Origin of the sequence: Stieleria sedimenti (assembly GCF_025060895.1) — a bacterium.
Taxonomy (GTDB): Bacteria; Planctomycetota; Planctomycetia; order Pirellulales; family Pirellulaceae; genus Stieleria; species Stieleria sedimenti.
In genome coordinates this window covers 1-26,595 of sequence record NZ_JANZKV010000200.1, presented here as the reverse complement: position 1 = coordinate 26,595, position 26,595 = coordinate 1, and the positions used below count along the sequence as shown (strand labels likewise).

The 26,595-nt window shown below is 58.6% G+C and carries 21 protein-coding genes and 1 tRNA gene; 7 read left to right on the top strand and 15 right to left on the bottom strand.

Going from position 1 to position 26,595, the window contains the following annotated elements; translation table 11 throughout:
• Window positions 1-38 precede the first annotated feature (38 nt).
• The 4 genes from NZK35_RS24600 to NZK35_RS24585 all read right to left on the bottom strand — a co-directional run bounded on the left by NZK35_RS24600 (window position 39) and on the right by NZK35_RS24585 (window position 7,090).
• Window positions 39-3,533 (bottom strand): efflux RND transporter permease subunit, encoded by a 3,495-nt coding sequence (locus tag NZK35_RS24600; RefSeq protein ID WP_259635177.1) that lies wholly within the window; start codon window positions 3,531-3,533, stop codon window positions 39-41.
• Between the two features lie 38 nt (window positions 3,534-3,571).
• Entirely contained in the window at window positions 3,572-5,812 is a 2,241-nt protein-coding gene (locus NZK35_RS24595; RefSeq protein WP_259635176.1) for an efflux RND transporter periplasmic adaptor subunit, read from the bottom strand.
• A 260-nt stretch (window positions 5,813-6,072) separates the two neighbouring features.
• Window positions 6,073-6,459, bottom strand: a complete 387-nt coding sequence (locus NZK35_RS24590) for a hypothetical protein (protein ID WP_259635175.1) — start codon at window positions 6,457-6,459, stop codon at window positions 6,073-6,075.
• A 97-nt stretch (window positions 6,460-6,556) separates the two neighbouring features.
• Window positions 6,557-7,090, bottom strand: coding sequence for a hypothetical protein (locus NZK35_RS24585; protein WP_259635174.1), 534 nt, complete (start codon window positions 7,088-7,090; stop codon window positions 6,557-6,559).
• Window positions 7,091-7,202: 112 nt separating this feature from the next.
• Between NZK35_RS24585 and NZK35_RS24580 the strand changes: the two genes are divergently transcribed.
• The gene (locus tag NZK35_RS24580) at window positions 7,203-8,672 is read left to right on the top strand and encodes a TolC family protein (RefSeq protein ID WP_259635173.1); all 1,470 of its coding nucleotides are present in this window, start codon (window positions 7,203-7,205) and stop codon (window positions 8,670-8,672) included.
• Between the two features lie 477 nt (window positions 8,673-9,149).
• On the opposite strand, the gene NZK35_RS24575 is transcribed toward NZK35_RS24580, so the two are convergent.
• On the bottom strand, window positions 9,150-10,706 hold the full coding sequence (locus NZK35_RS24575) for a sulfatase family protein (RefSeq protein WP_407699825.1): 1,557 nt from the start codon (window positions 10,704-10,706) through the stop codon (window positions 9,150-9,152).
• A 409-nt stretch (window positions 10,707-11,115) separates the two neighbouring features.
• Between NZK35_RS24575 and NZK35_RS24570 the strand changes: the two genes are divergently transcribed.
• On the top strand, window positions 11,116-12,123 hold the full coding sequence (locus NZK35_RS24570; RefSeq protein WP_323379666.1) for a helix-turn-helix transcriptional regulator: 1,008 nt from the start codon (window positions 11,116-11,118) through the stop codon (window positions 12,121-12,123).
• Window positions 12,124-12,134: 11 nt separating this feature from the next.
• On the opposite strand, the gene NZK35_RS24565 is transcribed toward NZK35_RS24570, so the two are convergent.
• From NZK35_RS24565 to NZK35_RS24545, 5 genes are all read right to left on the bottom strand, one after another.
• Complete coding sequence (locus NZK35_RS24565) at window positions 12,135-13,367, bottom strand: DUF1559 domain-containing protein (RefSeq protein ID WP_259635171.1); 1,233 nt, start codon at window positions 13,365-13,367, stop codon at window positions 12,135-12,137.
• A gap of 41 nt (window positions 13,368-13,408) precedes the next feature.
• Window positions 13,409-13,579 carry a hypothetical protein gene (locus NZK35_RS24560; protein WP_259635170.1) on the bottom strand — a complete coding sequence of 57 codons (171 nt, stop codon included), beginning with the start codon at window positions 13,577-13,579 and terminating at the stop codon, window positions 13,409-13,411.
• A gap of 228 nt (window positions 13,580-13,807) precedes the next feature.
• Complete coding sequence (locus NZK35_RS24555; RefSeq protein WP_407699824.1) at window positions 13,808-14,542, bottom strand: dioxygenase family protein; 735 nt, start codon at window positions 14,540-14,542, stop codon at window positions 13,808-13,810.
• Between the two features lie 336 nt (window positions 14,543-14,878).
• Window positions 14,879-15,943: a peptidase M42 gene (locus NZK35_RS24550; protein WP_259635168.1), complete on the bottom strand. Its 1,065-nt coding sequence runs from the start codon at window positions 15,941-15,943 to the stop codon at window positions 14,879-14,881.
• Window positions 15,944-16,272: 329 nt separating this feature from the next.
• Window positions 16,273-17,655 carry an MFS transporter gene (locus NZK35_RS24545; RefSeq protein WP_259635167.1) on the bottom strand — a complete coding sequence of 461 codons (1,383 nt, stop codon included), beginning with the start codon at window positions 17,653-17,655 and terminating at the stop codon, window positions 16,273-16,275.
• A 168-nt stretch (window positions 17,656-17,823) separates the two neighbouring features.
• Between NZK35_RS24545 and NZK35_RS24540 the strand changes: the two genes are divergently transcribed.
• Together NZK35_RS24540 and NZK35_RS24535 are read left to right on the top strand one after the other, a co-directional pair.
• Window positions 17,824-18,525: a hypothetical protein gene (locus tag NZK35_RS24540; RefSeq protein ID WP_259635166.1), complete on the top strand. Its 702-nt coding sequence runs from the start codon at window positions 17,824-17,826 to the stop codon at window positions 18,523-18,525.
• A 204-nt stretch (window positions 18,526-18,729) separates the two neighbouring features.
• Window positions 18,730-19,674 (top strand): cobalamin-binding protein, encoded by a 945-nt coding sequence (locus NZK35_RS24535; RefSeq protein ID WP_259635165.1) that lies wholly within the window; start codon window positions 18,730-18,732, stop codon window positions 19,672-19,674.
• Window positions 19,675-19,683: 9 nt separating this feature from the next.
• Here the strand turns inward: NZK35_RS24535 and NZK35_RS24530 are convergent, their stop codons facing one another.
• Window positions 19,684-20,067: a hypothetical protein gene (locus tag NZK35_RS24530; RefSeq protein WP_259635164.1), complete on the bottom strand. Its 384-nt coding sequence runs from the start codon at window positions 20,065-20,067 to the stop codon at window positions 19,684-19,686.
• Window positions 20,068-20,261: 194 nt separating this feature from the next.
• On the opposite strand from NZK35_RS24530, the gene NZK35_RS24525 reads away from it, so the two are divergent.
• The gene (locus NZK35_RS24525; RefSeq protein ID WP_259635163.1) at window positions 20,262-21,047 is read left to right on the top strand and encodes a 3-keto-disaccharide hydrolase; all 786 of its coding nucleotides are present in this window, start codon (window positions 20,262-20,264) and stop codon (window positions 21,045-21,047) included.
• 32 nt (window positions 21,048-21,079) lie between these two features.
• On the opposite strand, the gene NZK35_RS24520 is transcribed toward NZK35_RS24525, so the two are convergent.
• The 3 genes from NZK35_RS24520 to NZK35_RS24510 all read right to left on the bottom strand — a co-directional run bounded on the left by NZK35_RS24520 (window position 21,080) and on the right by NZK35_RS24510 (window position 24,734).
• Window positions 21,080-22,558 (bottom strand): HTTM domain-containing protein, encoded by a 1,479-nt coding sequence (locus tag NZK35_RS24520; protein WP_259635162.1) that lies wholly within the window; start codon window positions 22,556-22,558, stop codon window positions 21,080-21,082.
• 110 nt (window positions 22,559-22,668) lie between these two features.
• Window positions 22,669-24,423 (bottom strand): hypothetical protein, encoded by a 1,755-nt coding sequence (locus NZK35_RS24515; protein ID WP_259635161.1) that lies wholly within the window; start codon window positions 24,421-24,423, stop codon window positions 22,669-22,671.
• A gap of 236 nt (window positions 24,424-24,659) precedes the next feature.
• Window positions 24,660-24,734: transfer RNA gene (locus tag NZK35_RS24510), tRNA-Glu, on the bottom strand.
• Between the two features lie 300 nt (window positions 24,735-25,034).
• Between NZK35_RS24510 and NZK35_RS24505 the strand changes: the two genes are divergently transcribed.
• Entirely contained in the window at window positions 25,035-25,271 is a 237-nt protein-coding gene (locus NZK35_RS24505) for a DUF4339 domain-containing protein (RefSeq protein WP_259635160.1), read from the top strand.
• Between the two features lie 482 nt (window positions 25,272-25,753).
• Here NZK35_RS24505 and NZK35_RS34970 read toward each other — a convergent pair whose 3' ends face one another.
• A complete protein-coding gene (locus tag NZK35_RS34970; RefSeq protein WP_407699823.1) occupies window positions 25,754-26,032 on the bottom strand; it encodes a hypothetical protein in 279 nt (92 codons plus the stop codon).
• A 316-nt stretch (window positions 26,033-26,348) separates the two neighbouring features.
• On the opposite strand from NZK35_RS34970, the gene NZK35_RS34965 reads away from it, so the two are divergent.
• A partial coding sequence (locus NZK35_RS34965) for a pentapeptide repeat-containing protein (RefSeq protein ID WP_407699822.1) occupies window positions 26,349-26,595 on the top strand: 247 nt, incomplete at its 3' end.

Genomic DNA, 26,595 nt, shown 5'->3' with positions numbered 1-26,595 from the left:
GTTCTAGAATACAGAAGATATCATGGCCGGATGAGGGTTCAATGGCCCATCGCGTCATGCTCGCCTGCGTCGCCCTGCCAAAGTTCATCTTCCAGGCCGAACCGCATCTTCAGTTCCAGGTAGCCGCAATACAGTGTCGGCACGATGAACGACGTGAACGGCTCGACCAACATGCCGCCAAAAACGGGAATGGCCATCGCGCGGGCCACATCGGCACCGCGTCCATCGGCGATCATGACGGGGATCAACGCCGCCAGAGTCGTGACGGTCGTCATCACACAGGGTCGGATCCGCTTGAGCCCTGCTTCGTAGACCGTCTCGCGGATCTCGTGGACGCTGGTGATCCGTCGCTTTTGAAGCAATTGATGGACATAGGTTGCCATCACCACCCCGTCATCGACCGCCAACCCGAACAAGGCGATGAAGCCGACCCAAACCGCGGTATTGAGTTCGACCTGCATCCACGCGACCAAGATCATTCCCCCGGCAAAGGCGACGGGGATTCCGGAAAAGACCGCCAGCGAAATCGGCAGGTTACGGAACTGCACATAGATCAGCAACAGATTGATCCCCATCACGACGGGAATGATCCACATCAATCGGCGATTGGCTTCGATCTGGTTGCGGAAACTGCCGACGGCTTCGATCGAGTACCCGGTGGGCAGCGCAAGTCGATGAGGGTTGGATTCCGGCAACGTCTGGGCCTGTCGCAACTGTTCTTCAATGGCCGCGACCGACTCCAGATCCCCGACGCTACCGTTGGTCATGAAGGCCACGTGCGCGATCAGACGTCCGTTCTCACTGTTGATCGCACCGGGGCCCCAGGTCGTTTCCAGACTGGCGAGTTCCTCCAGCGGGACGACGGCGCCGCTTTGCGTGACCACCGGTAAACGGCTCAGGCCATCGATCCGTTCCCGCAAGTCACGGTTGTAGCGCAGCCGAACGGGATAGCGTTCGCGGCCTTCGACGGTTGTGATCAAATTCATGCCGCCCAGCGCCGTCTCGATCACTTCGTTCACCATGGACGCGCTCATGCCGTATCGCGACGCGGCTTCGCGATTGACGTTGAATTCGACGTAGGGTTTGCCGAGCACGATATCTGGATTGACCGTGCCGGAATTAACGTACGGCGACTTTTTTAGTTGTGCGGAAACGGCCATCGCAGCAGTCGCCAGGGTCTGCAGATCGTCGCCGTAGATGCGGATGGCCATCGGAGCTTTGATGCCCGATTGCAACATCACCACCCGGCCTTCGATCGGTTGCAGAGCCGATGCGGGTGTGACGCCGGGTAGCGTGGCGACGCGATTGATCTCGTCCCAAATCTGTCGAGCGGTCACACCGTCGCGCCACTCCGATTCGGGTTTCAGCATCACGTACGTTTCAACCATCGCGGCCGGGGCGGGGTCGAGCGCCGATTCCACCCGACCGATCTTTCCGAGCACATCTTTGACTTCGGGGATCTGGCCGATCAACACGTCTTGCGTTTGCAACACCTGCATCGCCTGCGAAAAACTTGCCGCCGGATACAGCGTCGGCATGTAGAACCAACTGCCTTCATCGAGGGCGATCCAATCGTCGCTTTGCAACCCCGTGAACAGATGCTTGGCGTCGACATAGCCGGGGACGGCATTCAAATCGACGCCGAGAGAAGCGGTGACCCGCTCGATCGGCCGCATCACCGTCGGAAGTCCGACGTAGGCACCGACGCCGAAGACCAGCAACAGTGCCGGAAAGGAGAGCGCGATCGCTTTGTGTCGGAGCGCTTGGCGCAGTCGCGCGGCATAGATCCAACGCACGAATCGACTGGTCGGAATCTCGTCGATCGGCCGGATCCGTTCTCGCATCAGTTGCCAGCCCAACAACAATCCCGCCAGTGCCATCGCAACGGTGACCATCCACCGTTGCAAGCCGAGGTGAGCAGCGAGCTCGTTTCCCCACAGAAAGTGCGACAGGGCCGCGGCAAGCATCGCCAGAGCGAGCGCGACCAGCAGCGCCGTGGGCTTGCGATACCGGGAACTTTTCAGCAACAGCCGGCTGAGGGCGGGGACCATCGTGATGGCGGTCAACATGGCCATCGCGATGGCGAAGGTCTTGGTGTACGCCAGCGGGGAAAACAGACGATAGTCTCGCCCGGTTAAGAAAAACACCGGCAGAAAGCTGACAATGGTGGTGGTGACGGCCGTCACCACCGCCGGAGCGACTTCGATGGTCGCTTCATACAGCACCTCGGATCGGGAACGCGTCCGATCGCCCTGCTCCCATTCCGCCAAGTTCTGGTAGATGTTCTCCGAAACGATGATGCTCATGTCGACCATGGTTCCGATCGCGATGGCGATTCCAGCGAGCGACATGATGTTCGAACCGACGCCCGTCAAATGCATCGCAATAAACGACATCAGCACCGCGGCGGGCAAACAGATTGCCACGACAACGCTGCTGCGAACGTGCAGCAGGAAGAGCAAGATGATGACCGCGGTGATCAGAATCTCGTCGCGCAACGCCTGGGTCAGCGTCGCCACGGTCTCGTCGATCAACCCGCTGCGATCGTAAACGCCGTGGATTTTGACGCCCTTCAATGCCGGTTCGATCTTGGCAATCTTGGCTTTGACCCGATCGATCACTTCGCGAGGGTTCTCGCCGTAACGCATCACGACGACACCACCGACCGCTTCGGCGCCGTTGTAGTCGAGCGCACCACGCCGAAAATCGGGCCCCAGTTGGACACTGGCGACATCGCGGACGTGCACCGGAACTCCGTCCCGCTGCACGATCACCGTTTCTTCGATGTCGCGGATCGCGTCCCCTCGGCCGCCTTCGCTGCCCAAAAATCCTTTGCCGCGGACGATGTACTCCATCCCCGTCGATTCCACCGTTTTGGCACCGACGTCAAGATTGGACCCCTTCACCGCCGTCGCCAGCGTTTGCAGTGGGACGTTATGAAATCGCAACTTGTCGGGATCCACATCGATCTGATATTGGCGGACATAACCGCCGATCGAGGCGACTTCGCTGACCCCCTCGACCGATTGCAGTTCGTACTTGACGACGAAGTCCTGTAGGCTTCGCAGCTCGGCCAATCCCATCCCGCCGGGCGGCGGGGTCAGCGTGTAATAGTAAATTTGCCCCAAACCGGTGGCGTCGGGGCCCAGTTGCGGAACGACCCCGTCGGGCAATTGCGAGGCGGCAGTCCCGAGTTGCTCGGAGACGCGGCTGCGTGCCCAGTAGAAATCAACGTCGTCCTTGAAGGTGACTTGCACGAAGCTGTAACCGAACATGCTTTTTCCACGCACCGACTCCGCTCCGGGCACGGCCAACAGAGAAACGCTGAGCGGATAAGTGACCTGGTCTTCGATGTCCTTGGGCGACCGCCCCGGCCACGGCGTCAACACGATGACTTGGTTTTCACCGACGTTGGGAATGGCGTCGATCGGAACGGCTCGATAGGCGAACCAGCCGCCGACGCTACTGCCGATCGCCACCAACACGACCAGCCACGGCTCTCTGACACAGAAACGGATCAGCAGGTTAAGCATCGCGCCGGTCTTCCCCATTGTTAGACGAGGAGACTTTCTCAGTGAAGGAGACAAGGAGAGGGGGAGAGAGGGAGAGGAATGCATGCCGGTCGATCATCGGTGCTTGATCGACGCGGTCGCCCGTGTCCTCCTCTTTTACCCCCGATCGCCTCCCTGTCTCCCTGTCTCCTTGTCTCCCCACTCCCCATGTCCCTCACCTCCTCCCCACACTCCAACATCTCGCTGCCCCAATACGGATTGCGCAGCTCGCCGCCGGATTGCATCCAATCGCCACCTCCGCCGGGGACCATCGGACAGAACAGGTGGACGAGGGACTCGGCGGTGCGAGGACCACGCACGCTGTTGGCGGCTTTCAGTAGGGCGTGACTGAGCGGACGGAAGCCCTGCCGAGTCTGTTCCAGAGACCCGGTCAGACGGTCGACACTTCGTCGCGCCCGCTGCAGATGCGACTGAGCGGGACCGGGAACGTCGCGCGATCGCAACAATTCACCCAGGGCTTCGTCGAGCTGTTGGACGAGGGCTGGATCCGGAATCTGATCGGCCGCCAACGCTTGGCCGATGTTGAAATAGGCTTCGAGAGCTTGGTCGAATTGTTCGCCCGCGACCGCCGGCAACACGATCATTTCTTGCACGGGCAATTCGAGCGGTCCCGGCGGGTACATTTTGGCCTTACGGGGATCCATCAGCGAGGGATTTCCGGCCAGTTGCATTTGGGAGTCGATCAGGAAATTGCCGTGGGTTGCGACCGTCTCGCCCGCCGCGAGGCCTTCTAGAATCACGGCGTCGTCGTCCGTCACGGGCCCCACAGTCACACGGCGAATTTCAAAACGTCCGGGATCGGTTTCCAGATACACCACGCTGTTGCCACCGGCCATCAGCACCGCATCACGCGGCACCGTGATCACTTGCTGCAAGGGCAGGGGTTGGTCAGCGAACCCAAGCGATGACGTCGGGATCAGGGCCATCCCGCAGATCGGACAATCGCCTGGCGTTTCGCGAATCACTTCGGGGTGCATCGGGCTGATGAATTTTCCTGCCAACATCGGATCGTAAATCAAATCCTGGCGAATGGCGGCGACGTAGACGCGGGCCGTCGCGTAGTCGCCGGGCCGCAACTTGCCATCCGGATTCGGCATCTCCACCCGCACGCGGACCGTCCGAGTTTTCTCGTGCACCGTCGGATCGATGAACGCGACTCGGCCGGTAAAGATCTCGCCCGGCATCGACGACACCTCCGCTTCGACTTCCTGGCCGAATCGAATCCTCGCCGCGTCGTCGGGGTACAAATCCAGCATCAGCCAGACCGTGGACAGATCGGCAATGCGATAGACCTTGTCGCCGGTCTTCAAGTAGTCGCCTTCCACGGCAAACTTGTTGATCACCGTTCCTCGGATGGGCGAGCGAATGCGGATTCGGCTGTCCGCCTTCCCCCGCGAACGCAACGCGTCAACTTGTTCTTCGGTCAGCCCGAGCTCGATGAGTTTTTGGCGGGCGAGCGAGGCGAAGTCCGACGTCCCGCCGAGTCGTTTCAGCGGGGCGTTGTCTTGGGCCGTCAAAAACTCGACCTGCGCAGAATACAACTCAGGGCTGTAGATCAACGCCAGATCATCGTCTCTTTCGACGGGAACGCCGACGTAATTGGCATAAAGTTTTTCGATGCGTCCGGGCACATAGGCCGAGATGGTTGCGAGTTTGCTTTCGTCAAAGTCGATCGATCCGATGGTGCGAATCGTCTGCGAGACCGGACCGAGTTTTGCTTTGGCGGTTTCAATGCCTATCAAGCGACGTGCGGCCGGCTCGATGGTGATCGATTCTCCGTCGCTTGGTCCACCGTTGGTCGCCTTGACTAATTTCATCGCACAGACGGGGCAACGCCCGGGCTCTTTCGACGGCGGCGTGCACATCATCGGACAGATGTAGCGATCTTCATCCTCCGCCGTTCCGCGCGTGCCCGCTGATCGCTGGTTCGAAACGGGCACCAAGTCCATCGCGCAGATCGGACACTTTCCCGGTCGGTTCTGTCTGATCTGCGGGTGCATCGGACAGGAATAAAGGGTTTCGCCGCCGTGATCGTGCGGATCAGTCGTTGACGCAGCCATCTCGCCACCACCACCAATCCAACCGACGCGTTGGGCGACACCGAGCAACGCTATCCCGACGACAAACGCCACCAACAGAACCGCTGCGTGGACCAGAGCTTTGCCGAGCCACTTGAAACCCGATAGTCGTTGCCGCCATCGAGACGAGCGTTTCGACGGCGCCGCTTCGTTGTCGTTCATGCGTCACACCAAGGAGAGGTTTCGATGAATCAGAACATGGTGAATCGGAACATGGTGTCGCCGCTGACACACCACGGCAGCGGCGCGCCATGGCCGGTAACCAGATCACACGGTTTCCCCGGCAATCAACACCGCGTTACCCATAGCGCGCAACCGACATCGCGCCATCAACGAGCGGAACATCAATGTCGCCGCAACGCGCGCCGGAACGTGGACGGTCCAACGTCCGGCGGCGTCAGCGACTCTCAGGGGATCACCCGCTACTGGGGCGAGTCGGTTGCGTCTTCGGCATGGTCGTGACCGGCGTGGTCATCGTCGGTGCCATGATCGTGGCCGGCCTGCGCATCAACCTTCGCGAACTTTTCGGCTTTCACATCCTCGTCGAGTGCCGCCCATTTTTCGGGGCAGCCTTCACAGCAAAAACCGATCGTCTTGCCCTCGTACTCCGCCGTCAATTCGGAGGTGGGCTTGCCGCCCATGATGGGGCACTTCGTGTTCGCGAAGTTGACCGCGGTGGCCTCCACCGGATCCGAAATCAACGGAATGGCATCTGCGTCGGTGGCGGTCGGAGTCGCATCACCGCATCCGGTGATCGCAGCGACCAGAATCAACAACAACAAGGTAGAACCAATCAAATAGCGCATCATCAATCTCTCTCGTGGCGACGGAATCTGTCCGTCAGAATCAAAATGGAAATCAGTAGGGTTTGTTTCAGTGGGCGCGCACGCCCCCTGTCAAAACCTGCTAAATCCGCCAGACGCAGAGTATGCGTTGAGAGAAATCGGCGCGACTGCCGGGCGTGGTATCGACCGAACGCGAGTGAACGATCGGCGAAACGTCCTCGGGCAACACGAATTCCAACGAAGCAAGTCGGAGCGACAGATCACGAACGGCCGAATCAGACGTGCTGGTGCGATCCATCGGCGGAACCGAGACACGACACGTGCATCGGCGGTTGACCGCCAGGTGATCGGCCGCGTCTTGGCTGGCTTTCAGATCGATCGAGCAGCCCCGCGGCGGCGGACCGACCGATTTGCTGGACAGTTTGTCATGCCCCGCAGCCAAACGACCTTCCATCCCGTCGCCGCGATCGGGGCAAGAGCAGCATCGCTGCTCTTGTTGGGCAACCTCACAGCAACCACACCCCCCGCACGTTTGCTTTTGCTCGCAAACGTTTCCCGAGCAGGTTCCCATCAACACCAACGCCGATACCGGCTGCATCGTCGTGAGGACGACCAGGCAAACGGTAAGGACGGTACGGATTATTCGGCGGTTCATCAGGGACGTGCGCAGCAAAGAAGCGTGATTGATGCCAAGTCATTGTCACCGCATGCCGAACAAAGTTCAAGGCGATTCTTTCGTCACGACGTGCACGACGGGCACAAAACGCATGATCACACCGCAAAAACGCAGACGAGTCTCCAAGGTGAAATCGGCCCATCCCCTGCTGCTGCTCGGTCTCATCGCGGTGACCGGTTGTCGCGGCGGGCTGACCCAAGTCGACCAAATCGATGACGCATTCGACGGCCATCCACTGATCGAAACACAGCCGCCCGAATCGCAGCGGTTCTCCGCCCGACCGAGCGACGAATCCGCATTGGAGCCAGCGGACGTCCATCTGGTCGCATTCCAAGACGATGAAGAGCCTACCGACCCGACAGACGGACCGAATGTCGTCACGCTCGATTCGTTGATTGCCACCGCTTTGGCCACCCACCCGTCGATCGCCGCCGCCCGTCAACAGGTCGCCGCGGCTCGGTATCGCGTTCCCCAGGCGACTGCCCTGGAAGACCCGATGGTCGGCAACACGTTCTGGCCGATTCACGACCAAGCCCTGCAAACCGCCGGTGGCCGTGTCGGACATCAGTTCGCGCTGACGCAAAAGCTGCCCTGGCCGGCCAAGCGGAGTGCGCGCGGCGCCGTCGCGATTCGCGAAATCCAGATCGCCAATGCCGAGATCGCTCGGACCGAACTCGAAATCACCGAAGCGGTTCGATTGGCCTATTACGAGCTGTGGCTGGCGAGTGAACTGATCCGAATTGTGGAAGAGAACTCCGAACGAGTCGAAGACTTGATCGCCGTCTCCGAAGCCCGTTATCGAACCGGTGGCAGCCAACAAGATGTCCTGCGTGCGGAAATCGAAGGAGACCGCTTGGAAGATCAACGGATCGCACTCCGTCGCCAACAGGAACAAGCCCGCGCCGACCTGGGAGCGTTGGTTCGTCAGCCGTTGCAGTACATGCCCACGACCGTAGACCAGCTCAACCTGGACGAGGTCAAACCAGAACTCGATTTGCTGGTCGCCCAGGCCGAACAACGCAACCCGATGTTGCAGGGACTGGCAGCCGAGATCGCACGTGACCGCGCGAAAGAATCCTTGGCGTGTCTTCAGCAATATCCCGACTTTCAACTCGGTCTGGGCTATTCCATCATCAGCGACGACCAGGACGTGCTGAGCGGTGTTGCCAATGGCCACGACAACATCAATTTCACCGTCGGCGTGACACTTCCGATCTGGCGGGACAAGATCAACGCAGGCATTCGCGAAGCGGCCCACCGGCGCAGCAGCACGGCACTTCGTTTGGATGCCGAGCGTGATCGCGTCCGTGGCACACTGCGCCGCCAAGTCGCTGCCGCCTACGCTGCAATCGAGCAATTGGAACTGTTCCGCGATCGCCTGATTCCGCGCACCGAGCAAACCCTGCAGATCGCGACGGCCGACTATCAAGGCAAGAAAGCGGACTTCACGGACTTGATCGCCACCTATCGCGAACTGCTTTCCCTGCAAGTCCAAGTCGCCCGCGCCACCGCCACTCTGGCCAGCACGCTGGCGCAGATCGAACGCATCGCGGGCTCGTAATCCGTCGCCAAGGCGTTCGTCGCTTGAGTAATCCGACGACGTCTGTGGCGGGCTTAGCAGGCGTAGGTCAGCGTCTATCGGTAGATGTCATGCGGGGGGAGCCATGGACCGTCTGGCAATCCGCTTCCCTCGATCGATCTGATCCAACAGACGATCTCCGGTACCACAGCAATGGATCACACCCACGGATGGCAGCGCGTACCCACGGATCCCAGGCTGCTTTCTATCCGTGGGTTCGCTCTGCCATCCGTGGGTTCATTTAAATCGGGCACTCGGGGCTGTCCTCAGGCTGGCGTTTCCAGCGTCGCACTGCAACCCGCCGGTTTGACTCCGCGATCCAATCAGACGGATGACCGGCGCATGACGTTTACCGCTAGACGGTCCACTACGCGGCTTCGTTTCGCCCCCGGCGGTGTTCGCTCCGCTCGACCGCCGGCTTATTGCTGGGATCCCTTTCGGGATACGAAGGCACCATCACTACGAGGCAGGACGACTGCGTCCCTGCTCGATCAGATCATCTAGCTGCTTCTTCAATCGTTCGGCGACGTCCGGGTGCTGCTCGATCACGTTGGACGTTTCGGCGGGATCGTCGTCCAAATTGAACAGTTGAAATGGCGGCACGCTGGTGTTGGCCAACTGAGTCTCGACCACCACGTTGCGGGCCGTCTTTTTTCCATAGCGATGCAGTTTCCATTGGCCGGCCCGCATTCCGTAGGTGCCTGCGGCGCCGTTGTCCTGTTGAACCAGATGGTCGCGGCCTTGTGCCCCGTCTTTTCCAAGCAGCGCGTCGATCACGTTGAAACTGTCCAAGAAAAAATCGTTCGGAAGCGACTGTTCGGTCAGCGCCGCCAGACTTGCCGCCAAGTCGATCGTGCAAACGACTTCATCGCTGACACCGGGTTTGATGCGACCTTTCCAACGCGTGATGAACGGCGTTCGCGTCCCGCCTTCATAGACACTGTATTTGCCACCCGAATACTGACCGGCGGCACGGTGATCGCCGATCGTTTCGATCGCACCGTCCTTGTAGCCGTCGTCCAGCACCGGGCCGTTGTCACTGCAGAACACGACCAATGTCTTCTCGGCCAGGTTCAATCGGTCCAGCGTCTTCATGACTTCGCCGACGCACCAGTCGAGTTCAATGATCGCGTCGCCGCGGAACCCGAGTGATGTTTTGCCTTGAAAGCGTTCGTGCGGCATCCGTGGAACGTGAATGTCATGTGACGAGAAGAACAAAAAGAACGGTTCGTCTTGATGCTGCTCGATGAATTCGACGGACTTTTCCACCCACTTGTCGGCCAGGTCTTCGTCGCGGAAACGGGCGGCATGTCCACCGGTGTAGAAACCGATGCGGCTGATGCCGTTGTGGATGGTCGAGTTGTGCCCGTGCGACCAATCCATTTTCAGCGTGTCGCGATGCGTCAGCCCCGTGGGATGATCGGGGCTGGGTTTTTTGGTGCCCACCCACAACGGATCGGCCGGATCGAGATTGGGAACGCGGTGATCGTGGACATAAACCTGCGGCACACGATCGTTGGTCGTCGGCAGCAAAAAACAGGTGTCAAAGCCGATCTCCAGCGGCCCCGGTTTCAACTGGCCATTCCAATCCGGCCCGTCTTCTCCACCGAGTCCGAGGTGCCATTTGCCAATCACCGCCGTGGCGTAGCCGGCGCGTTGCAACAGCGACGCCACCGTGTCGGTTCCCGGTTTGATGATCGCCGGCGCGTTGGGCGGTGCAATGCCCGTGCGTTCACCGCGAAACGCGTAGGTGCCCGTCAACAACGAATAGCGTGTCGGCGTGCACGTCGACGCTGAGCAGTAGCCGCTGGTAAACCGCAGCCCTTCGGCACTCAACCGGTCAATGTTTGGTGTCGTCAACGACGTCGCGCCATAACACGAAACATCTCCGTAGCCGAGATCGTCCGCCATGATCACGATCACATTGGGTTTTTCGGCGACCGCCGGCTGGACAAATCCGGCGGGGATGGCAAACACCATCAGCATCGTCAACAGCGGCAACAACTTGATTCGCATTGTGGTACTCGTGGGAGGATTAGTCATGGATGAGATTCCATCTTCTCGGAGGTCCTTCGCTCAGGACTTTGCGGGTCATCCATCGTGGGCGTCTTGCTCGGCCTGATGAAACCGCAGCCCCCAATGTGGCCGGCGGCACGACCATGTTGAAGGATGTAACAGTGTACCCAATCACAGGCCGGCTGTCGGGGACGGTGCAAATTCCGTTCGCGAAAAACAGGCAACACCAACAGACGTTTTGTCTGTTTCACTCATTGCAGACCGTTGCCCAACAGCGAGATCTTGGCAATGCACCAAAAAATCCGTGAAACACTGTGACAGTTACGCCCGCCGATCCGTGTCTAGAGGGACCGGCGAAGGATCGCCGGTTGCCATCCGTTGAAGCGCCACCCATGGGACCCCTCATTTGATGTTGCCCAGCCACACTCTCGTCACTGCTTTGCTGGACCGACTATACCTGCCGCTCTGGACTGCCAGACAAATGCAATTGGATGTCGATGCGGGACTCGACGTGCCAGCTGGACTGGTTTGCATGTATGTCATCACCCGCGGCAGCGCATGGCTCAAGCTGCTTGACGATGATCAACCTCCGACACGCTTGGCCGATGGAGACCATCTCATACTGACCCGCAGTCAGCCCCATCAAGTGGTCGCGCAACCGACGAGTTCCAGTCACCCCATCGCGGATTGGCTGGCCGGACCGTATGAAAGAGACAGCGACCCTGAAGACAGCGACCCTGAAAACGACGCCGCGCGAGTGAACCTGCTTCACGGACAATTTCAACCACAGCAACTGCATTTCAACCCATTGGAAATTGGGTTGCCAGACGTCATCCATCTAAACCATCATCAGCACGAACAGCTCCGCTCGTGCCTTCCCCTACTAAAGATCATTCAATCCGAGGAAGTGTCTCGTGAGCTTGGTTGGGAATTGACGGTACGACGATTGGCACAGCTCGTGTTCTACAAGACGTTGGGCGTCGCGTTGACCCTGGAGACGACGCAAGGCACCGACAATGCGCGACCGCCGGATTTCACTACCACACGACTCGCCGCGATCGTCGACCCGACCGTCGGCCCCGTGTTGAACGCGATCACCGATCGGCCGGGAGACCCCTGGACCGTGCCGTCGATGGCAAAAAGCGTTCGCGTCTCCAAAAGCCTTTTCTCAGAACGTTTTCGAACCCTTGTCGGTAAACCACCGCTGCAGTACCTGACTGAAATTCGCATGCAGAAAGCTTGTTGCCTGCTTCGAGAAACTGCTCTCGAAATTAGCAACATCGCAGTGTTGGTCGGCTATGAATCGGCATCCTCCTTCAGCAACGCATTCAAACGTCACTGCGGATGCACTCCGGCGAACTACCGAAAATCGGGTTGTCACGGTTCGAGGCCAGACCCCGAACCGATAGTCTGCTGACGGATTACGATCTATTGGTTCAGCTGTTGATCAACGGTTTCGTTGGCCGCGCGTGTACCGAGCGCCCCCCAAAGTCCGTAGGGGCTCGGAGCGCCGGGAACCGATGGCACAACGCTACTGGTGCTTTGGTAGTTCACGTAAATCGTTTGCGCGTGAGGATTGCCCGCTTCGATCGAATCGGTGATAAAGATCACCGCACCATCACCCAGCAAGGCATGAGCGCCGCCTTGGTGACGACTGCTGGGCGGGATGATGCCCGGCGAATTGATCCCGCTTCGTAGACAGATCTCACGGTTTGGCGGCGTGATCGTGGTGACCTGCGACCAAAATGGATAGCCCATCGCCCATTTAAACCCTCGTCCGTTTTCGGCCCCGGTGATCAAATCGGGCGCGGCAGGATCCCAAAACCGTGGTCGATCAGGATTCACAAACTGCTGACAGTAACTGGGGTCGTCATAGACATTGATCACGTTCTGAGATTTCGCCGTGGTGATCACCTGTCGATCGCCGAGATCGGTCGCGATCTCCGCAGCCGCAATCGTATTGGACAAACCATCCAGCACGTCACGAAACTTCATGTCCTTGCGTGGCACAAAAAAGCCGCGCAGCGATTCGCGGGCGCGCTGGGCGCGACCGTTGTTGGCGACAAACTTGCCTTTGTTCGCATCGAAATTCAACAACCCGACATTGGATTGATGAATCGAATCACCCGTTGAAGCGGCGTAGTTGGTGCGCCCCTGAGCCGGAAAACCGACCCCCGGATCGGACGGACAACGCAGCGTCGGAATCTCCGTCAGCCACGGCGGGTACATCGCCGTGTTGTGGTTCCCCAGCCCCATGTTGGGGACCGGCCCCATTGAATTGTAAACGTCATTGGTCGTCGTCGGGTCGCCATCGGAATCGAGCGGATTTCGAATCTGGTCCCAAAGCGACTGCTGCTCCATGAACGACGTCAATCCGACAAAGATGCTCAACTGCATCGAGTTGTTGCTAGTCACCGGAACTGCGTTGCCGGTGTTGGTTGCCGAATCCGTGCCACCCATCAACATCGGAAGCTGTTTGTAAGCCGAATGGTAATTGTGCAGTGCTAATCCGATTTGTTTGAAATTATTGCTGCAACTCATTCGTCGTGCCGCTTCACGAGCCGCTTGGACCGCCGGCAACAGCAACCCCACCATGATGCCAATGATGGCAATCACGACCAAAAGTTCGACAAGTGTGAATCCAGATTGCTTTCGTGTCATTTGTTCACTTCCATAAGAGAAAAGAGGGTTGGGGCAGTCGCTCATTCCGCTTCAATTTCTGGCGGTTCGGCGTTCGCGATCTCAGGGTTGTCGGCCAAGTAGTCACTCAGTTCACCGGCATCTGGAGCCCCCTCCGGTTTACCGCAACCACCGACACACGAAAGGCAGACGAGCAAGGTCAAAAGACCGCCCCATGATTGGATGAACTTCACGCGATTTCGCCTCGATAGAAGGAGCTATTTAGGACCAGTCCATTAAAGGACCGAAACCCAAAAAAGTTCTTCACGAGTTTGTCCAGATCGCTGTCGAAATTGTCCACCGAATCGGAAAGAGTCCGATCGGTCGAATGCCATAAGGCAGTGAAGAGGTGTCGAAGAAACCTAACGCACGTGTCGCATCTTCGAATCACTTGCTCGCGCCGTGCCGCGTTCGACGTTCAATTAACTCCGGTCGGCGCGTCCCTGGCGGCTTTGCCACTGAGACTTTCCGATGCCGTGCATCTTGCCGGATTCATCTTCCTTGGCCGTCACGCCCAACACGATGTCAAAGTTCACGGCAAGCTCGCCGAGCTTTGAGTCTTGGAGCGGTGCGAAGTCTGCCAGCACCGTTTCGCGAGACTTGGGATCGATGCCCTGGAACAGTCGATCACGGGCGTTGCCCGGATGCCCTTTCACGTACAACTGTGTGGTGAGAACCCGCTTTCCACCCTGGCTGATCCCAAAATGAATGTGCGGGGTTCGCCCCGGATAGGGGACGGGCTTGATCGTACGAAAGTAGTAATGGCCTTTCGAATCGGTCAGGAACCGGCCATACCCTTGAAAGTTCGTGTCCTGGTTCTCTCGATTCGTCTTATCACCGGTGTGGATGTACACCGCATTGTGGTCGACTTGCCAGATTTCGACGAACGCGTTGCGGAGCGGATTACCTTTGCTATCCAAAACACGCCCGCTCAGGTGTGTGATCTCACCGACGGCCGGGGTGATCGAATCATTGATCACCAGCAGATCGTTGTCGGTATCAAGCGGCATCTTGTTAGGATAAAACGGGCCTTCGGTTTGAGGCGGCGTCTGAATCAGCTCCGCGAACAAACCTGGCGTGGTCAGCGCCGTGGCTCCCAACGCCATACCACCACGAAGGATTCCGCGCCGCCGCCACATCGCTGCACTTTGATTCATAACCATTCCCTTTTTCTGCGCAGGTTGGACCCCACGGGATTTCAATTCGGATGAAGACGTCTGCAATGAAACGTCGTTGAGCACGCCAAGTTCCGCAGAAAATCTGAGTTCCCGCGACGACGTCATTGTACAGCGTGTCCGTAGGCCTAGCCCCAATGCCAGCTACTTTGACGCCAAGCGGGGTGTTTTTGTTAGCGGCATCGCGCGAGCCCTCCGGTCTTTCCAGGTGTGTTTGAAGCGCGACCGGACGGCACGCGCCGTTCCGCTCACTCCATCCGTGCACTCCGTGGTGAATCTGCCGCGTCGGGGCGAACCGTGTGACGCACCGACAAATCGTTACTGCGGATCGGGCAACTCACAGATGTTCCGCAGCAGTCGCAGCATCGCGGAGATGCTGGTTTTCTCTGCCGTTTCCGATGCGGTGTGATAAGACGTGGTGGGCAGTTGCAACGTCGTCCCGCGGACCAGGCCATCGGTCGCGGCGATGATGCGTCCCAGTTCCGTGCGGCCGATCGAGAGTGGCTTTTCACGCTCCAAGTTCAACAGTTCGACGTAACGATCTTTGAAGCGATGACGAATCTTCAAACGATCGCAGATCGCGACCAGTTTGTCGGTCAGCGGTTCGTCGAAGGTCGCCATCGAGTCTCGATTCCGGAGCACGACGTCTTGCTTGCCGACCTCGTCCAAGGTCGGGAAGGGGCTGGTGTCCAAAACAATCAGCCGATCGGTGCAAAGATCATGTCGTTGAAACCACTCCACGGCAAACCGCCAGCTGCGCCCGGCTTCTTCACCCGCGGTGAACAAGGCCGTGCCCTTGAACCCCGAGCGGATCAATTCGATCAGCATTGCAACGGAAACCACATTGTCCAGTTGTGCCGAGACAAAGTTCTGATCGACACGCAATCGATCGAGAAACGAAACGGGGAAGCCGGGCTGCAAAAATTCCAGTCCGTCGAGTTCAAAGATCAAGTTATGTCGTCGCGGACAGACGTAAGAACGCATGATCTGGCCTTGACCACAATAGGTTCCGGCGTAGGGCGTGTGAGCCTGGACGCGCTGGCCCTCAAAACGCCCGGCGATCAATTCCATGAACTGTTCCGATACCGAATCACCGGTCAGTTCACCGCGGTTGCCGGCGATGAACGCGGCATACTGAAACTCATTCGGGCCGGTACACAACAATCCGTGTCGGTCGATGTGTGCCGAGAGATAAACACTGTCCGGTTCGGAGCCCTGAGCCACCAACAGCCCGTGGTAGCGATCGACCTTGACCGGATACTCTTCCAGCTCGCGCCGCAGAACACGAAAAAACGCATCTTCCACGCCGACGACCGACGGTTCCCTGACCAAGGCCCGAAGCAGATGCAGGAATTCGTCAATGTTGGCAGAGGTGTCTTTCACCGAAGGTCCCTTGTCGATGGCCTGTTTCAATCCGCACTCAGATTGCGGGTCGGTGAATGATAGATGCCACATCGATGAGAGCGGAAGGGTGCGAGCGGCCTGTCAATTTCAGCCCGCACGCAAAAGCAAGGGGCCAGGCCGCGTCTCTCGCTTACGCGTCACGCATGACGTGATCACGTTGCGGTATTAATCGCGAGCCCGCCGGTCTCGCCGGGCACCGGACGGCTCGCGGGCTGTCGTTTTTTGTGAGCCGCGACGCGTCAGCGGCCGGGCNNCGACAGCCCGCTCGCGCCGTGCCGCTAACAACAGTGCCGCAGGGCTCCCGCCTTCTAGTTTGAGACGTTTGCATTTTCTTGGGTTCCGCCCTCTTCGCCGGTCTGGTCCGGCAAACTGGCCAGCACCGGGGTGTCCAACGAAGCGGAACCGGGTCGGACGGCAACGGTTCGCACTCCCATCTCATCCGAATCCACGATCAGCCGCGGCACCCGCAACAACAGCCCCAACGCCATCAAACGCCCGAGCGATGAGAGCCCGAACAGCACCAGGTAGCCGTGGAAGCTCAGGTCAAAATGGAATAGCACCGCGCCGCCCAGCAGAGCTCCCATGACCCACGCGGTTGTATTGAGCAGGTTGTAAATCGTCAGCACACTGGTGCGTTCTTCGACCGCAATCGATTCGAAAAACAGCAGAAAAAAGGCGAGTTCATAAGACGCCCAAAACACGCCGCTGGCCGCCTGAGCAAAAACCAGCCAGGCGTAGTGTTGCGAGACGACCCAACAGGCACTGATCGGTACAATGCCGACACTGCCGATCCAAAGCAAATTCTTGGCTCCGGTCCGGCTGGCCACGCGACCCCAAAACGACAAGGACACGACTTTCGCTAAGAATGCGATCGAAAACAGTCCGGTCAACTCTCCGTAAGAAAACTCAAGCTTGTTCAACATAAACGGCGTAAAAAACGGCCCTGACATCTGCACTGCGGCCTGAATGGCAAACAAATAGACCAGCAACTTTCCACCGCTGCTCTCACGCAAATGATGAAAGACACGTTTCCAAGGGATCGCGCGCATCCCCGCTGGCAACGGAACCGGCTCGCTCTGCTTGAGCAGCATCCAGGCCGAGACCAGACGGCACCCCCCCGCAACGCCAAACAAGACGGTGAACGCGACGAGCCGTAAATCCAGTGCCGTGAACCATTGCAGCAAGACACCGCCGATCAGGAACCCGGCGAACACGCATCCCTGGGAAACCCGCGTGCGATTGGCAAAATACCGGGCTCGGATCGGCCGCGGGACAATCGTGCCGATCCAGGTATTCCAGGCCGGCCCGGTCGCCAATCCGGTTCCCCAATAGACCGACACCACCAAGATCAACATCACCGCATCAATCGCCCCGATCCATGCGGCAATCACCAGTGGCACGAACGTCAACGCTTGAAGAAACGCGCAGATGACGACCCAACGTTTGTGCGACTGCAACAGACGTATTGCGGTGGGGGACGCCAATTGCATCAGGCCCCCGGCGATCAACGGCAAACTACTGACCATCCCTGCGGCCATTTCGCCCAAACCGATGGCCAACGCGAACGCGGCAATGTAGGTCTCGCCAAACCCCACCATGCCGCCAAATGCCGCACCGTCCATCATGCTGGCACTCAAGTCACCGCGCAGGCGGCGCCGTTGGAGAGTTCCGTTCTCAGGCAGCGATGTCAAACCATTCTCCGCGGTAGTCTTGCGTTGGTCGTTCGTTGTGCGACGTTATAGAGATCGTTGCCAGATCATCAACCCAGGTCCAACCTACGGGCGTCGTTCCACAAACGGGGGGCAGCGCATCGCTTCGGCCTCGGTGGGCTCTAGACCATCATGGCCATTGGCAACGCAATGCAACGCATCCCATTTTTTCCGCTATTGATCGCGGCCAGTCTGGTCGTGGGATGGTTCATCCCGTCGTTTTATGATTGGACCGGTTCCGATCAAAGTCGGCCATCGCCACTGATCGGACAGTTCGCCATCGGAATGCTCGTTTCGGTATCGATGTTTTGTTTGGCGCTTCCCTGGATGCCGTCTCCATCGCCGCAACACGCCAACGATCCAGCGGCACCAACGCGATTCACGATTCGAACCATACTGATCGCCACGGCCGTCGTCGCCGTGCTTTTGGCGGCCGTCGCGAAGTTTCCGTTGGCAATCAGCGGTGGCGTGTACGCGATCGTCTGGTGTTGGGTCGTTTGGACCTTGTTGAAGTTTCGGCACTACCGCTTGCCGACGGCCGCGCTATTGGCTTGTCTGTATTGCCCATATGCTTGGATTGCGTCCTGGAAGGGGCTCTCGGGCATGATGGAAGCCCTATTCGGGATGGCGGTGGGCTTGCCGGCGTTTTTCATCACGCTGTTTGCAGGCCGATTGATGGGGCAGCACTTTGATGGGCTGACGTGGCTGTCGATGTTGCTCACCGCCCTGATCTTGGCGGTCGGACTGTGGGTCATCCGACAGGGACCCAAACTCACGATCGCCTATTGCCTCTGGGTGCTGTTGGTCTCCGTTTCTGGATCCTTTGTGCTCAATGCACTGGTGCGAATTTGATGCGTGCAGCGGATTTTTGTACGACGGCCTTTTTAGTGCTGAGTCAGCGTTGCATGTTCGGCTTGCGTTTGTCGAGCAGAAAAGCCGCCGCCTGAAGCTGGACGGTCCCTGTAGCCTGCACACCGGGTTGACGATCGTCGGCTTGGAAAGATGATGGGACAACCGAGCTGAGGAAACACCAGCCACCCAAACCGTCGAGATCGAATGCGGATCATTTCCCTGCTCCCCAGTGCCACGGAAATCATTTGCGCGCTCGGTTTGCGCGATCAGCTGGTCGGCGTCTCTCACGAATGCGACTACCCGCCGTCGGTGTCCGATTTGCCCAAGGTGACGCGGACAATCATTCCGGGCGACGCATCGAGCTGCGAAATCGACGCGTTGGTGCGTGATCAAATGCAGCAGCAACGATCACTGTACAGCCTGGACGTGCCGCTGGTGCGTTCACTCGCACCAGACTTGATCGTCACCCAGACGTTGTGTGATGTCTGTGCGGTTTCGGAACGTGAAGTGAATCAAGCATTGTGTGCCCTTTCGGGCGACAGACGGGTCGTCCATTTGGAACCCGCCTGCCTGTCCGACGTCTTGGACAGCATCCGCCAAGTCGCCATCGCGGCCGGGTGTGACGGGCGCGGCGAAGATTACCTCAACCGCTTGAATCAACGTCTGCAAAAGGTAAAGGAACGCTCCCAAACGATTCGCCATCGGCCCAGCGTGATGCTGTTGGAATGGATTGACCCGCCGTTTAGTGCGGGTCACTGGAACCCCGAGCTGGTGAAACGGGCCGGCGGCACGGGAATCCTCGGCGGTGCGGGCGGGCGTTCGGTCCGCGTCAACTGGGATCGCGTCGTCTCGGCGAATCCTGACGTGATGCTGATCGCGTGCTGTGGATTCGACGTCCAGCGAACGCTGCGAGACGTTTGGCAGCTGCAATCGTCCCCGGGCTGGAGTTCACTCCGCTGTGTGCAATCGGGTCGTGTCTTCGTGGTCGACGGTTCGGCCTATTTCAATCGTCCCGGACCGCGTCTGGTGGACAGTCTGGAAATCCTCGCCCATACGCTGCATCCTCAAGTTCATCCGTTGCCGGACGGGCTACCCGCTGCATTTCGGATTCCTGACAGTGTCCCCCCGAAGGTTGAGTCAGAGTTTTGAGAAGCAGTGTCAACCCTCGAGCGTCTTGAGGTACTGCTCAATCGACTTCTTCATCGCTTCACGCTGTGCGGGATTCAGATCTTTGGAAATGCCGGTACCCTGCTCGATCTCCTTTAGCTGTTGCTCATACAGGTTCTTCATCATTGCACCAAACACCTGATTGAATCCGTCCTGCGGGGTCATCCGTTTGGACAGGGGAGCATTCAGTTTCAATTCCTTGATGTGTTCATCCAGCTTTTCTTGATCTGTGAAAAACTGCACCTTGGTCGATCGCTCATCGAAAACGAAGAACCCCTTTTTCGCTTTGCCGACGACATGCCCCTTGTAGTATCTCCACCACTGGATGTGGGAGACAAACACCGGGTTCGCATCCTCCTGTTCGGCGTCATTCAAGGCCCGATGGAGGCAGACGCCGTGTTTATCGGAAAAGGCATCGCACTTGGAGACCTCGTGTTTCCCTGGCGTCGTGACCGTCCACAAATCTTGACCGCAGAACGGTAGAGAATCGATTATCCTGGCGTAGGTCCGGTGCGGCTGTCGCAGCGACAGCCGCACATTTCCAATTCACCCACCTTTCGAGAACCGAAGTGTCGCGAAACTTGATTCAACAAACGCTCGTCCAGGGGACCCTCGTCTGCCTGTTTGCCATCAGCGTCTTTGCCGACGGCGGCAGCGTCGATCCCGCCCAAGAAGCGTGGTACGCCAAATACAAGAGCCAGCAGAACGCCCCCAAACCGGAGGACATGTTGCTGAACACCGATCCGGAGCCGGAATTGACCGAAGGCTTTCGCGATCTGTTCAACGGCAACGATCTGACAGGATGGTCTCCCAAAGGCGGGAATTGCAAATTTGAAGCCAAGGACGGCGTCCTGGTGGGAACCGTCGTGCCCGGATCGCCGAGCACCTACTTGAGCACCGACAAGAACGATTTCAAAGACTTCATTTTCACCTGCGAGATGAAATGGGAAGTCGACGGCAACTCGGGCGTCATGTTCCGGGCCCAGACCAAACCCGGAAAAAACGGTGAGACGGTGTTCGGGCCACAAGCCGAAATGGAAGGGATCAGCGGTGACCGATTCTGGAACGGCGGCATCTACGGCCAAAGCTGCGGCGGTTACTTCTATCCCGTCTGGTTGACCGAACACAAGGAAGCCCGCGCCGCCCTGGATCGCGAAGGCTGGAACCGATTGACGATCTCCGCCGAGGGCAACGTGATCAAAACGTGGGTCAACGGAGTCCCGGTCGCGCACTGGATCGACGACGGAACCTACGCGCAAGGTTTCTTCGGTCTGCAGATCCACAAGGGTGCCAAAGGCATCGTGCACTGGAAAGGCATTCGCGTCAAAGAGCTGCAGGAAACGCACGGAGAATAGGTGGGATAGGCTTCCGGTCTGTCGACGACGACCTACAAAGGACGTCGTACAACGGTCCGCTGCTGCGCGCCCAGGCGGTCGAACTCGGCTTCGGCTTCACTCGGCCGCATCGAGCGAAGCTCGCCGAACGTTGCCGGCATTTCGAACTGATGCCACCACTGGTCAAACGGAACCCGCCATGGCGTCGGCGGTAACGGCCCCGGATCTTGCATCACCCAATCGTCCGAAAACCAGCCCCGTTCGACTTGAGTCAAGTCGACGGTCGGGTTGACCAACGGTTGGGCGGGGCGTCCGTTGAGTGAAACGAGATGCAAGGCATATACCTGGCATCCCGGCTGGCCCATCGACGCGGCGAGGGATTGAAGCTTGAGCGCCGCCTGGCGGACCAGTTCAGGATCGCGCGGTGCACGGCTGAGTTGGTTCGGTGTCATCACGATTTTGGCCGGCACGATCAAATAGTCGTTGTCGGTTTGAATCTTAAACCACAGCAAACAGTCTTTGTGCCGCAGCATCATCCGCCAGGCAAATCGGTGGCCCCGCTCATTCCAGCTCGGATTGCCGGGCAATACCCAAGGCCGAATCGGCAGCAGCAACTGAATCACGACGTAGACAACGGCCAGCCGGATTGCGACGCGGTGGACCCCAGAAACGGGACGGTCCAGTTGAGCTGTTTCGGCGCGGCTGCCGCCCCCGCTGCGTCCCAGCAATCCCCCGAACCGCCGCAGCAACTGGGGAACAAACGAAACCGGAAAGAACACATACAGCGTCGCCAACATGAACCACGGAAAGACGCCGATTTGAAAAATGGTGGCGTTGGTCAGGTGGAACATCAACGCCGCCACCACTGCGAACGGCCGTGTCTTGTTCCACATCAACGCCGGGACAATCGACAAATCAAACAGCAAACCTCCCCAGGCCATCACGAACGCCGCACCGGGCAACTGGAACAGTGTTCCAATCACCGGCGTTTCAACGCGTGAATGGACAAACAGGTCGGCCGGTTGGCCGGCCAGCCAATCGGAATCGAGCTTGGCGATTCCGCCGAACACATACGGCAGCCCGAGTTGAAATCGAACCAGCCACCACTGCCACAGACGCATGTTGGAATCGTCAGCGTCCCGCCGGAAAAGCAGGCGGTCCAGCGAGAGTGTGCGGCCGCAAGGCAAAAAACAGCACAGCAGCGCGGTGCAGGCGAGCAGGTAGTCGTGGTTGTTGTAGATCTGGCGTTCAACCAACAACACATACGTCATCGTGGCAGCTAGGACGGCGGAGCTGAAACGGGTGAGCAACCCCAGAGCGAACGCGATCGCGGCGCCGCGGGCGATCTGAAAATGCCACCAGATTCCATCGCCCGGCCAGAGATTCACCCACTGGAATCCGGCGTACTTGAACAACACCGTGGGCTGGACGAACAGAATCCGCCAGCGGTCGTCCGCCAAATAGTCCGTCGCCCAGAACCAAAAGGTCGCGCCAAGGATCAAACGCAAAACGGCCAGCGGACTTGCATCCACCGGCCTCATCCCATACGCGAACGGTTGCTGAATCCCTTTCTGCTTACGCCCGTGCCATTCGTACCTGCCCCCTTTTCTGCGGTACTCTAAGTTTAGAAGTCGACCAAGCACTAATTGAGCAACGCATCCATATCGGCCGGCACCGTTCCCGCCGGGGGTGCCGCCGGAGCGGGCTCGCCTTCGGCAGGTGCGGCGTTACCGGCGGGTGCCTCGGCATCTGCGGCCGGATCGAGGGGATTTCCGAAACGGAAGACAGGGGCTTCGGTCGAGGACCGCTGTTGAACCGCCTTTCCTTCGGCAAGTGCCTCCAGCGTCGCGACCTGATCCTTCAGCGCCGTGACGTATTTCTTTCGGGTGTCCAGCGTGGTGTCGTTCAGCTGGCCGGTCACTTCAAACAGCGACGTCAGCCATTGCTTGGTCGCGGCGAGCGCGTCGGCGGGCGCCGAAGCCATCAAGCCGCCGGTCGCTTGGATCGATTCAACATCTTCAACGACTTTCCCTTGACCGGTGACGCCTAACAGCACTTGCTGCAGGACGTGATTGAGCTTTTTCCGGCTTGCGACTATCTCGGCGGGCTGTGGTTTGGCAGCCAATGGACGCATGCCCATGCCCATCCCCATCATGCCCATGTCCATGTCCATCATGCTCATGTCCATCATCTCATCCATGCCTTCCATTTCCATCTCCATTTCGTACATGTCATCCATGCCCATCATCGATTGGCCTCGCATGCCGAGGGCTGCGGCCGTCTTCTCGTTCGGGTCTTTGGTCTCCTTCAAGAAGCTATCCGGGGCGGCGGGTTGACGGACGCCTTGAGTGGTCGTGGTTTTGTCCAATTTTTCCAGACGCGCAAGCTCGCCTTGGTAAGCGGCCAAAACACGTTTGGACCATTGCTTCAATACTTCTTGGGTTTCCACGTCACCTTCGGGCATCTTGCCGGGAAGGCGGGCGATTGCGGCGGCGGAGTGAAGCGCGATCAGATTCGGTTTGTCTTCGTTGGTGCTAATGCTGACGAATTGCTTGCCCAAGGAAGCGTCGGTGCTCATCTGTGTCAGAATGCTCACCGCGTAGCGTTGCAAGAACGCGTGTGCTAATTCGTCGCGCCCGGTGGGCGGATCTGACTCAAGCAACTGAGTCATCGACTGGGTCAAACTGTCTTTGACACCTTGCAGGGTGGGATCGTTGGATGGCGAGTAGCGAACGTACCGTTCGATGCCCTTCAGTGCCGCCGCCCGCACACCGTCGGGGTTGTTGGCATCGTCGTAAATCGTCTTCAAATCGGTCAGCACAAACGAATAGGGTTTCGGAACCCCACCACGCTGCGCCGGGGGCCGAGACAACCCGGCGATGAATTGAATTGCGTTGATCCGCGCCGCAGGCTGGTAGTTGCCCATCGCGACGGGTTTGAGCCCGGCGTAGAGCCACCTCATCACATTGCCGGCACCGGGCGTCTGTGACCGAACCGCGCTGTCCATCACCGCGCGAACGTGGCCCATCACGTCATTGATTTGGTGCGTGGCGTCGGGCTGCGTGATCTTGGCCGGTACGTATTGCTGGAAGTACCGCTGCACAACGGCCAATTTGTTCTGCGAAAAACCGCTCAGATCGCGTGACGTCGCATAGGTTCTCGCTTCCCGCTGAACCGTCGCCAAGTTGTCGTCGATCAGGGCTTCGACATCGAGCACATCGTACTTGGCCGCTTGGCCCGATGCCGTCGCTGCGACGATCCCGGCGGCGGCCAACGCGACAAACAGTGCCAAAGCACGGATCCCTCGCTGTTTTCGACGCAAATCGGTCCGCGAAATCGACGCTGCGACCGCTCGACAATGATCAGGGTTGAAGGTGGCACGTTCAGTTCGTGTCATGACGAATCCGTTGTTATGTGTTGAGCAGACGGTTGAGCAGACAGTTGAATAGACGGTGGCAGAAAAGAGAAAAAACGTCGCGAGTCGATGGGCATTCAGCCGAGGGCGAGTCTGCTTTCACTCCGCGACGCATCATTATCTTATGGTTAAACGAAGCTCGTCAAACAAAATTAGAGAGCAATTGCACCATCGGATGCCAAATGTGGCGAATTTCACGGTTGCCGCCCAAAATGCAGTACCCCCTGCTCGATTTGAACGAGCGTTTCCAGGCGGAAAGCCTGACGTCCTAGGCCAAACTAGACGAAGGGGGCGATGGCGTCGCGTTAAACTATAGTTGTTGCCGAGAATCTTGCCATCGGAGGTTGATCCACCCCCGTCTGCCGAGGTAATTGTGTGCGATATCGCACCGGATTCGGCAAAAAAGTTGGCTTTGCCGCAATCTGCCCCTTTAATTGGCGCGCACTGTGCGACAACTCTTCGTTAAACTGTAGTTTCGGTGGAGAAAGCGACGATGGTGACGTGGGACAGAGGGAGGAAAAACGACACACGCTGCCAAGTCCAAGAGAGGCTCTCTCCCCAACTCTTTTCATTTTTTGAAGGTAGCGATCGAGATGTCAACGCAATGGTTTTATATGGCGAGCGGCTGGATCCGAAAGGCTCGGCGGATCGGCCCCATCTCTGAAGCCGACCTGCTGAACCGAATCGACAAAGGACAAATCGATCCGTCAACACTTGTTCAGAGTAGTAAGACACGCAACAAGTGGATTCCGATGAATAAGGTCGGGCCGGCGATGGAACATTGGCGACGCAGTCATCCCGAGGACTCCGATAACAAAGCGGCCCGGTAACGCCCGCGTCCCCGGCGAGAGTCTCGATGCCGACGACTTAGGCCTCGAAGGATTACATTGACTCCTCTGAGCCCGCGGCGAGCACCGTCGGCTCACTCGACAAACCGTTGGCAAGACCCGCTACAGTCTTAAGTTCTGACAAAGGACTCTCGCGGTCCAGCTATTCACAGAGTTTCAGTCACTTGGCCAGTCGCCCCCAACCCGCAGACTATGCCGCCATCGGAGTCGGACCGGTCCTGATCTTTTTGATGATCAGCAGCCTGGCAAACTTCTTCGTCTCGCTGCTCTACGACGGCAACTTCTCCGATCGTGTTTTTTATCTGATCCTGATGTACACCATGGGCTCGGTCGCGCTGGCCCGAATGGTCATCGAAGAGAGCCGAGCCTACTCGGCGGGCTACGCGATGGCCCTGGGCGCGGCCATGGTGTTTGTGATGACCGGATTTGTCGGGTCGATGTTCTTTTCTATCGGGCTGGTCATCCTAATCGGTTACCTCGCCGACCGCATCGTCCACGACTGCACCGTGATCGATGAATCGGTCGACGCCAGCGGCGAAGGGCTGATTGATCGAGGATTGGACGAAGCGAGTGGATTGTCGCGTCGAATCGCCACGGACAACCATGACGAGCAGGCACCTGTTTCGGAGCAAGAAAAACGGCGTCGGAAATCGCACCAACCCGGACGCACCGTGTTCCTGCTCGCGCTGGCGGCGCTGCCCCTGTTCGGGATCGGTCAGTTCATGCTGCAAAACAGTCCGCAAGTCTGGGCGCGTGCACAGTTGATGCTGGGACTGTATCTGTTCTCAAGTCTTTCGCTGTTGGTGACCACCAGCTTTCTAAACCTCCGTCGCTACCTGCGGCAACGCGACGTGGACATGCCCGGCGATGTCACGGTTGCCTGGCTCGCCGGCGGTGTCACCTTGATCGCGGCACTGTTGATGCTGGCGTTCCTGGCCCCCCTGCCGGGCGCGGCGATCGCCAATTTTGAACTGCCGAAATTCTTGAAAACCGATCCCAAAACCGCCAGCAGCGCCGGCTGGGGGAAAGAAGCCGCGGAAAAATCGGAGAACCCATCCGATGCAGAAACGAATCGCGATCGCGTCCCGGGACAGAAAGATCAGAAAGGAGCCGGCGACAATCAAAACCGTCCCGGTGGAAAGTCAGACGGCGAGAAACCAGGACAACAGCAATCCGGACAACAGCAATCCGGACAACAGCAATCTGGACAACAGCAATCTGGACAACAGCAATCTGGACAACAGCAATCTGGACAACAGCAATCTGGACAACAGCAATCTGGACAACAGCAATCTGGACAGCAGCA

Bases quoted from the DNA above. Each gene is read 5' to 3' on its own strand.
- NZK35_RS24600 (WP_259635177.1), bottom strand. From the start codon at position 3,533: ATGCTTAACCTGCTGATCCGTTTCTGTGTCAGAGAGCCGTGGCTGGTC.
- NZK35_RS24595 (WP_259635176.1), bottom strand. From the start codon at position 5,812: ATGAACGACAACGAAGCGGCGCCGTCGAAACGCTCGTCTCGATGGCGG.
- NZK35_RS24590 (WP_259635175.1), bottom strand. From the start codon at position 6,459: ATGATGCGCTATTTGATTGGTTCTACCTTGTTGTTGTTGATTCTGGTC.
- NZK35_RS24585 (WP_259635174.1), bottom strand. From the start codon at position 7,090: ATGAACCGCCGAATAATCCGTACCGTCCTTACCGTTTGCCTGGTCGTC.
- NZK35_RS24580 (WP_259635173.1), top strand. From the start codon at position 7,203: ATGATCACACCGCAAAAACGCAGACGAGTCTCCAAGGTGAAATCGGCC.
- NZK35_RS24575 (WP_407699825.1), bottom strand. From the start codon at position 10,706: ATGCGAATCAAGTTGTTGCCGCTGTTGACGATGCTGATGGTGTTTGCC.
- NZK35_RS24570 (WP_323379666.1), top strand. From the start codon at position 11,116: ATGTTGCCCAGCCACACTCTCGTCACTGCTTTGCTGGACCGACTATAC.
- NZK35_RS24565 (WP_259635171.1), bottom strand. From the start codon at position 13,367: ATGACACGAAAGCAATCTGGATTCACACTTGTCGAACTTTTGGTCGTG.
- NZK35_RS24555 (WP_407699824.1), bottom strand. From the start codon at position 14,542: ATGAATCAAAGTGCAGCGATGTGGCGGCGGCGCGGAATCCTTCGTGGT.
- NZK35_RS24540 (WP_259635166.1), top strand. From the start codon at position 17,824: ATGCAACGCATCCCATTTTTTCCGCTATTGATCGCGGCCAGTCTGGTC.
- NZK35_RS24535 (WP_259635165.1), top strand. From the start codon at position 18,730: ATGCGGATCATTTCCCTGCTCCCCAGTGCCACGGAAATCATTTGCGCG.
- NZK35_RS24515 (WP_259635161.1), bottom strand. From the start codon at position 24,423: ATGACACGAACTGAACGTGCCACCTTCAACCCTGATCATTGTCGAGCG.
- NZK35_RS24505 (WP_259635160.1), top strand. From the start codon at position 25,035: ATGTCAACGCAATGGTTTTATATGGCGAGCGGCTGGATCCGAAAGGCT.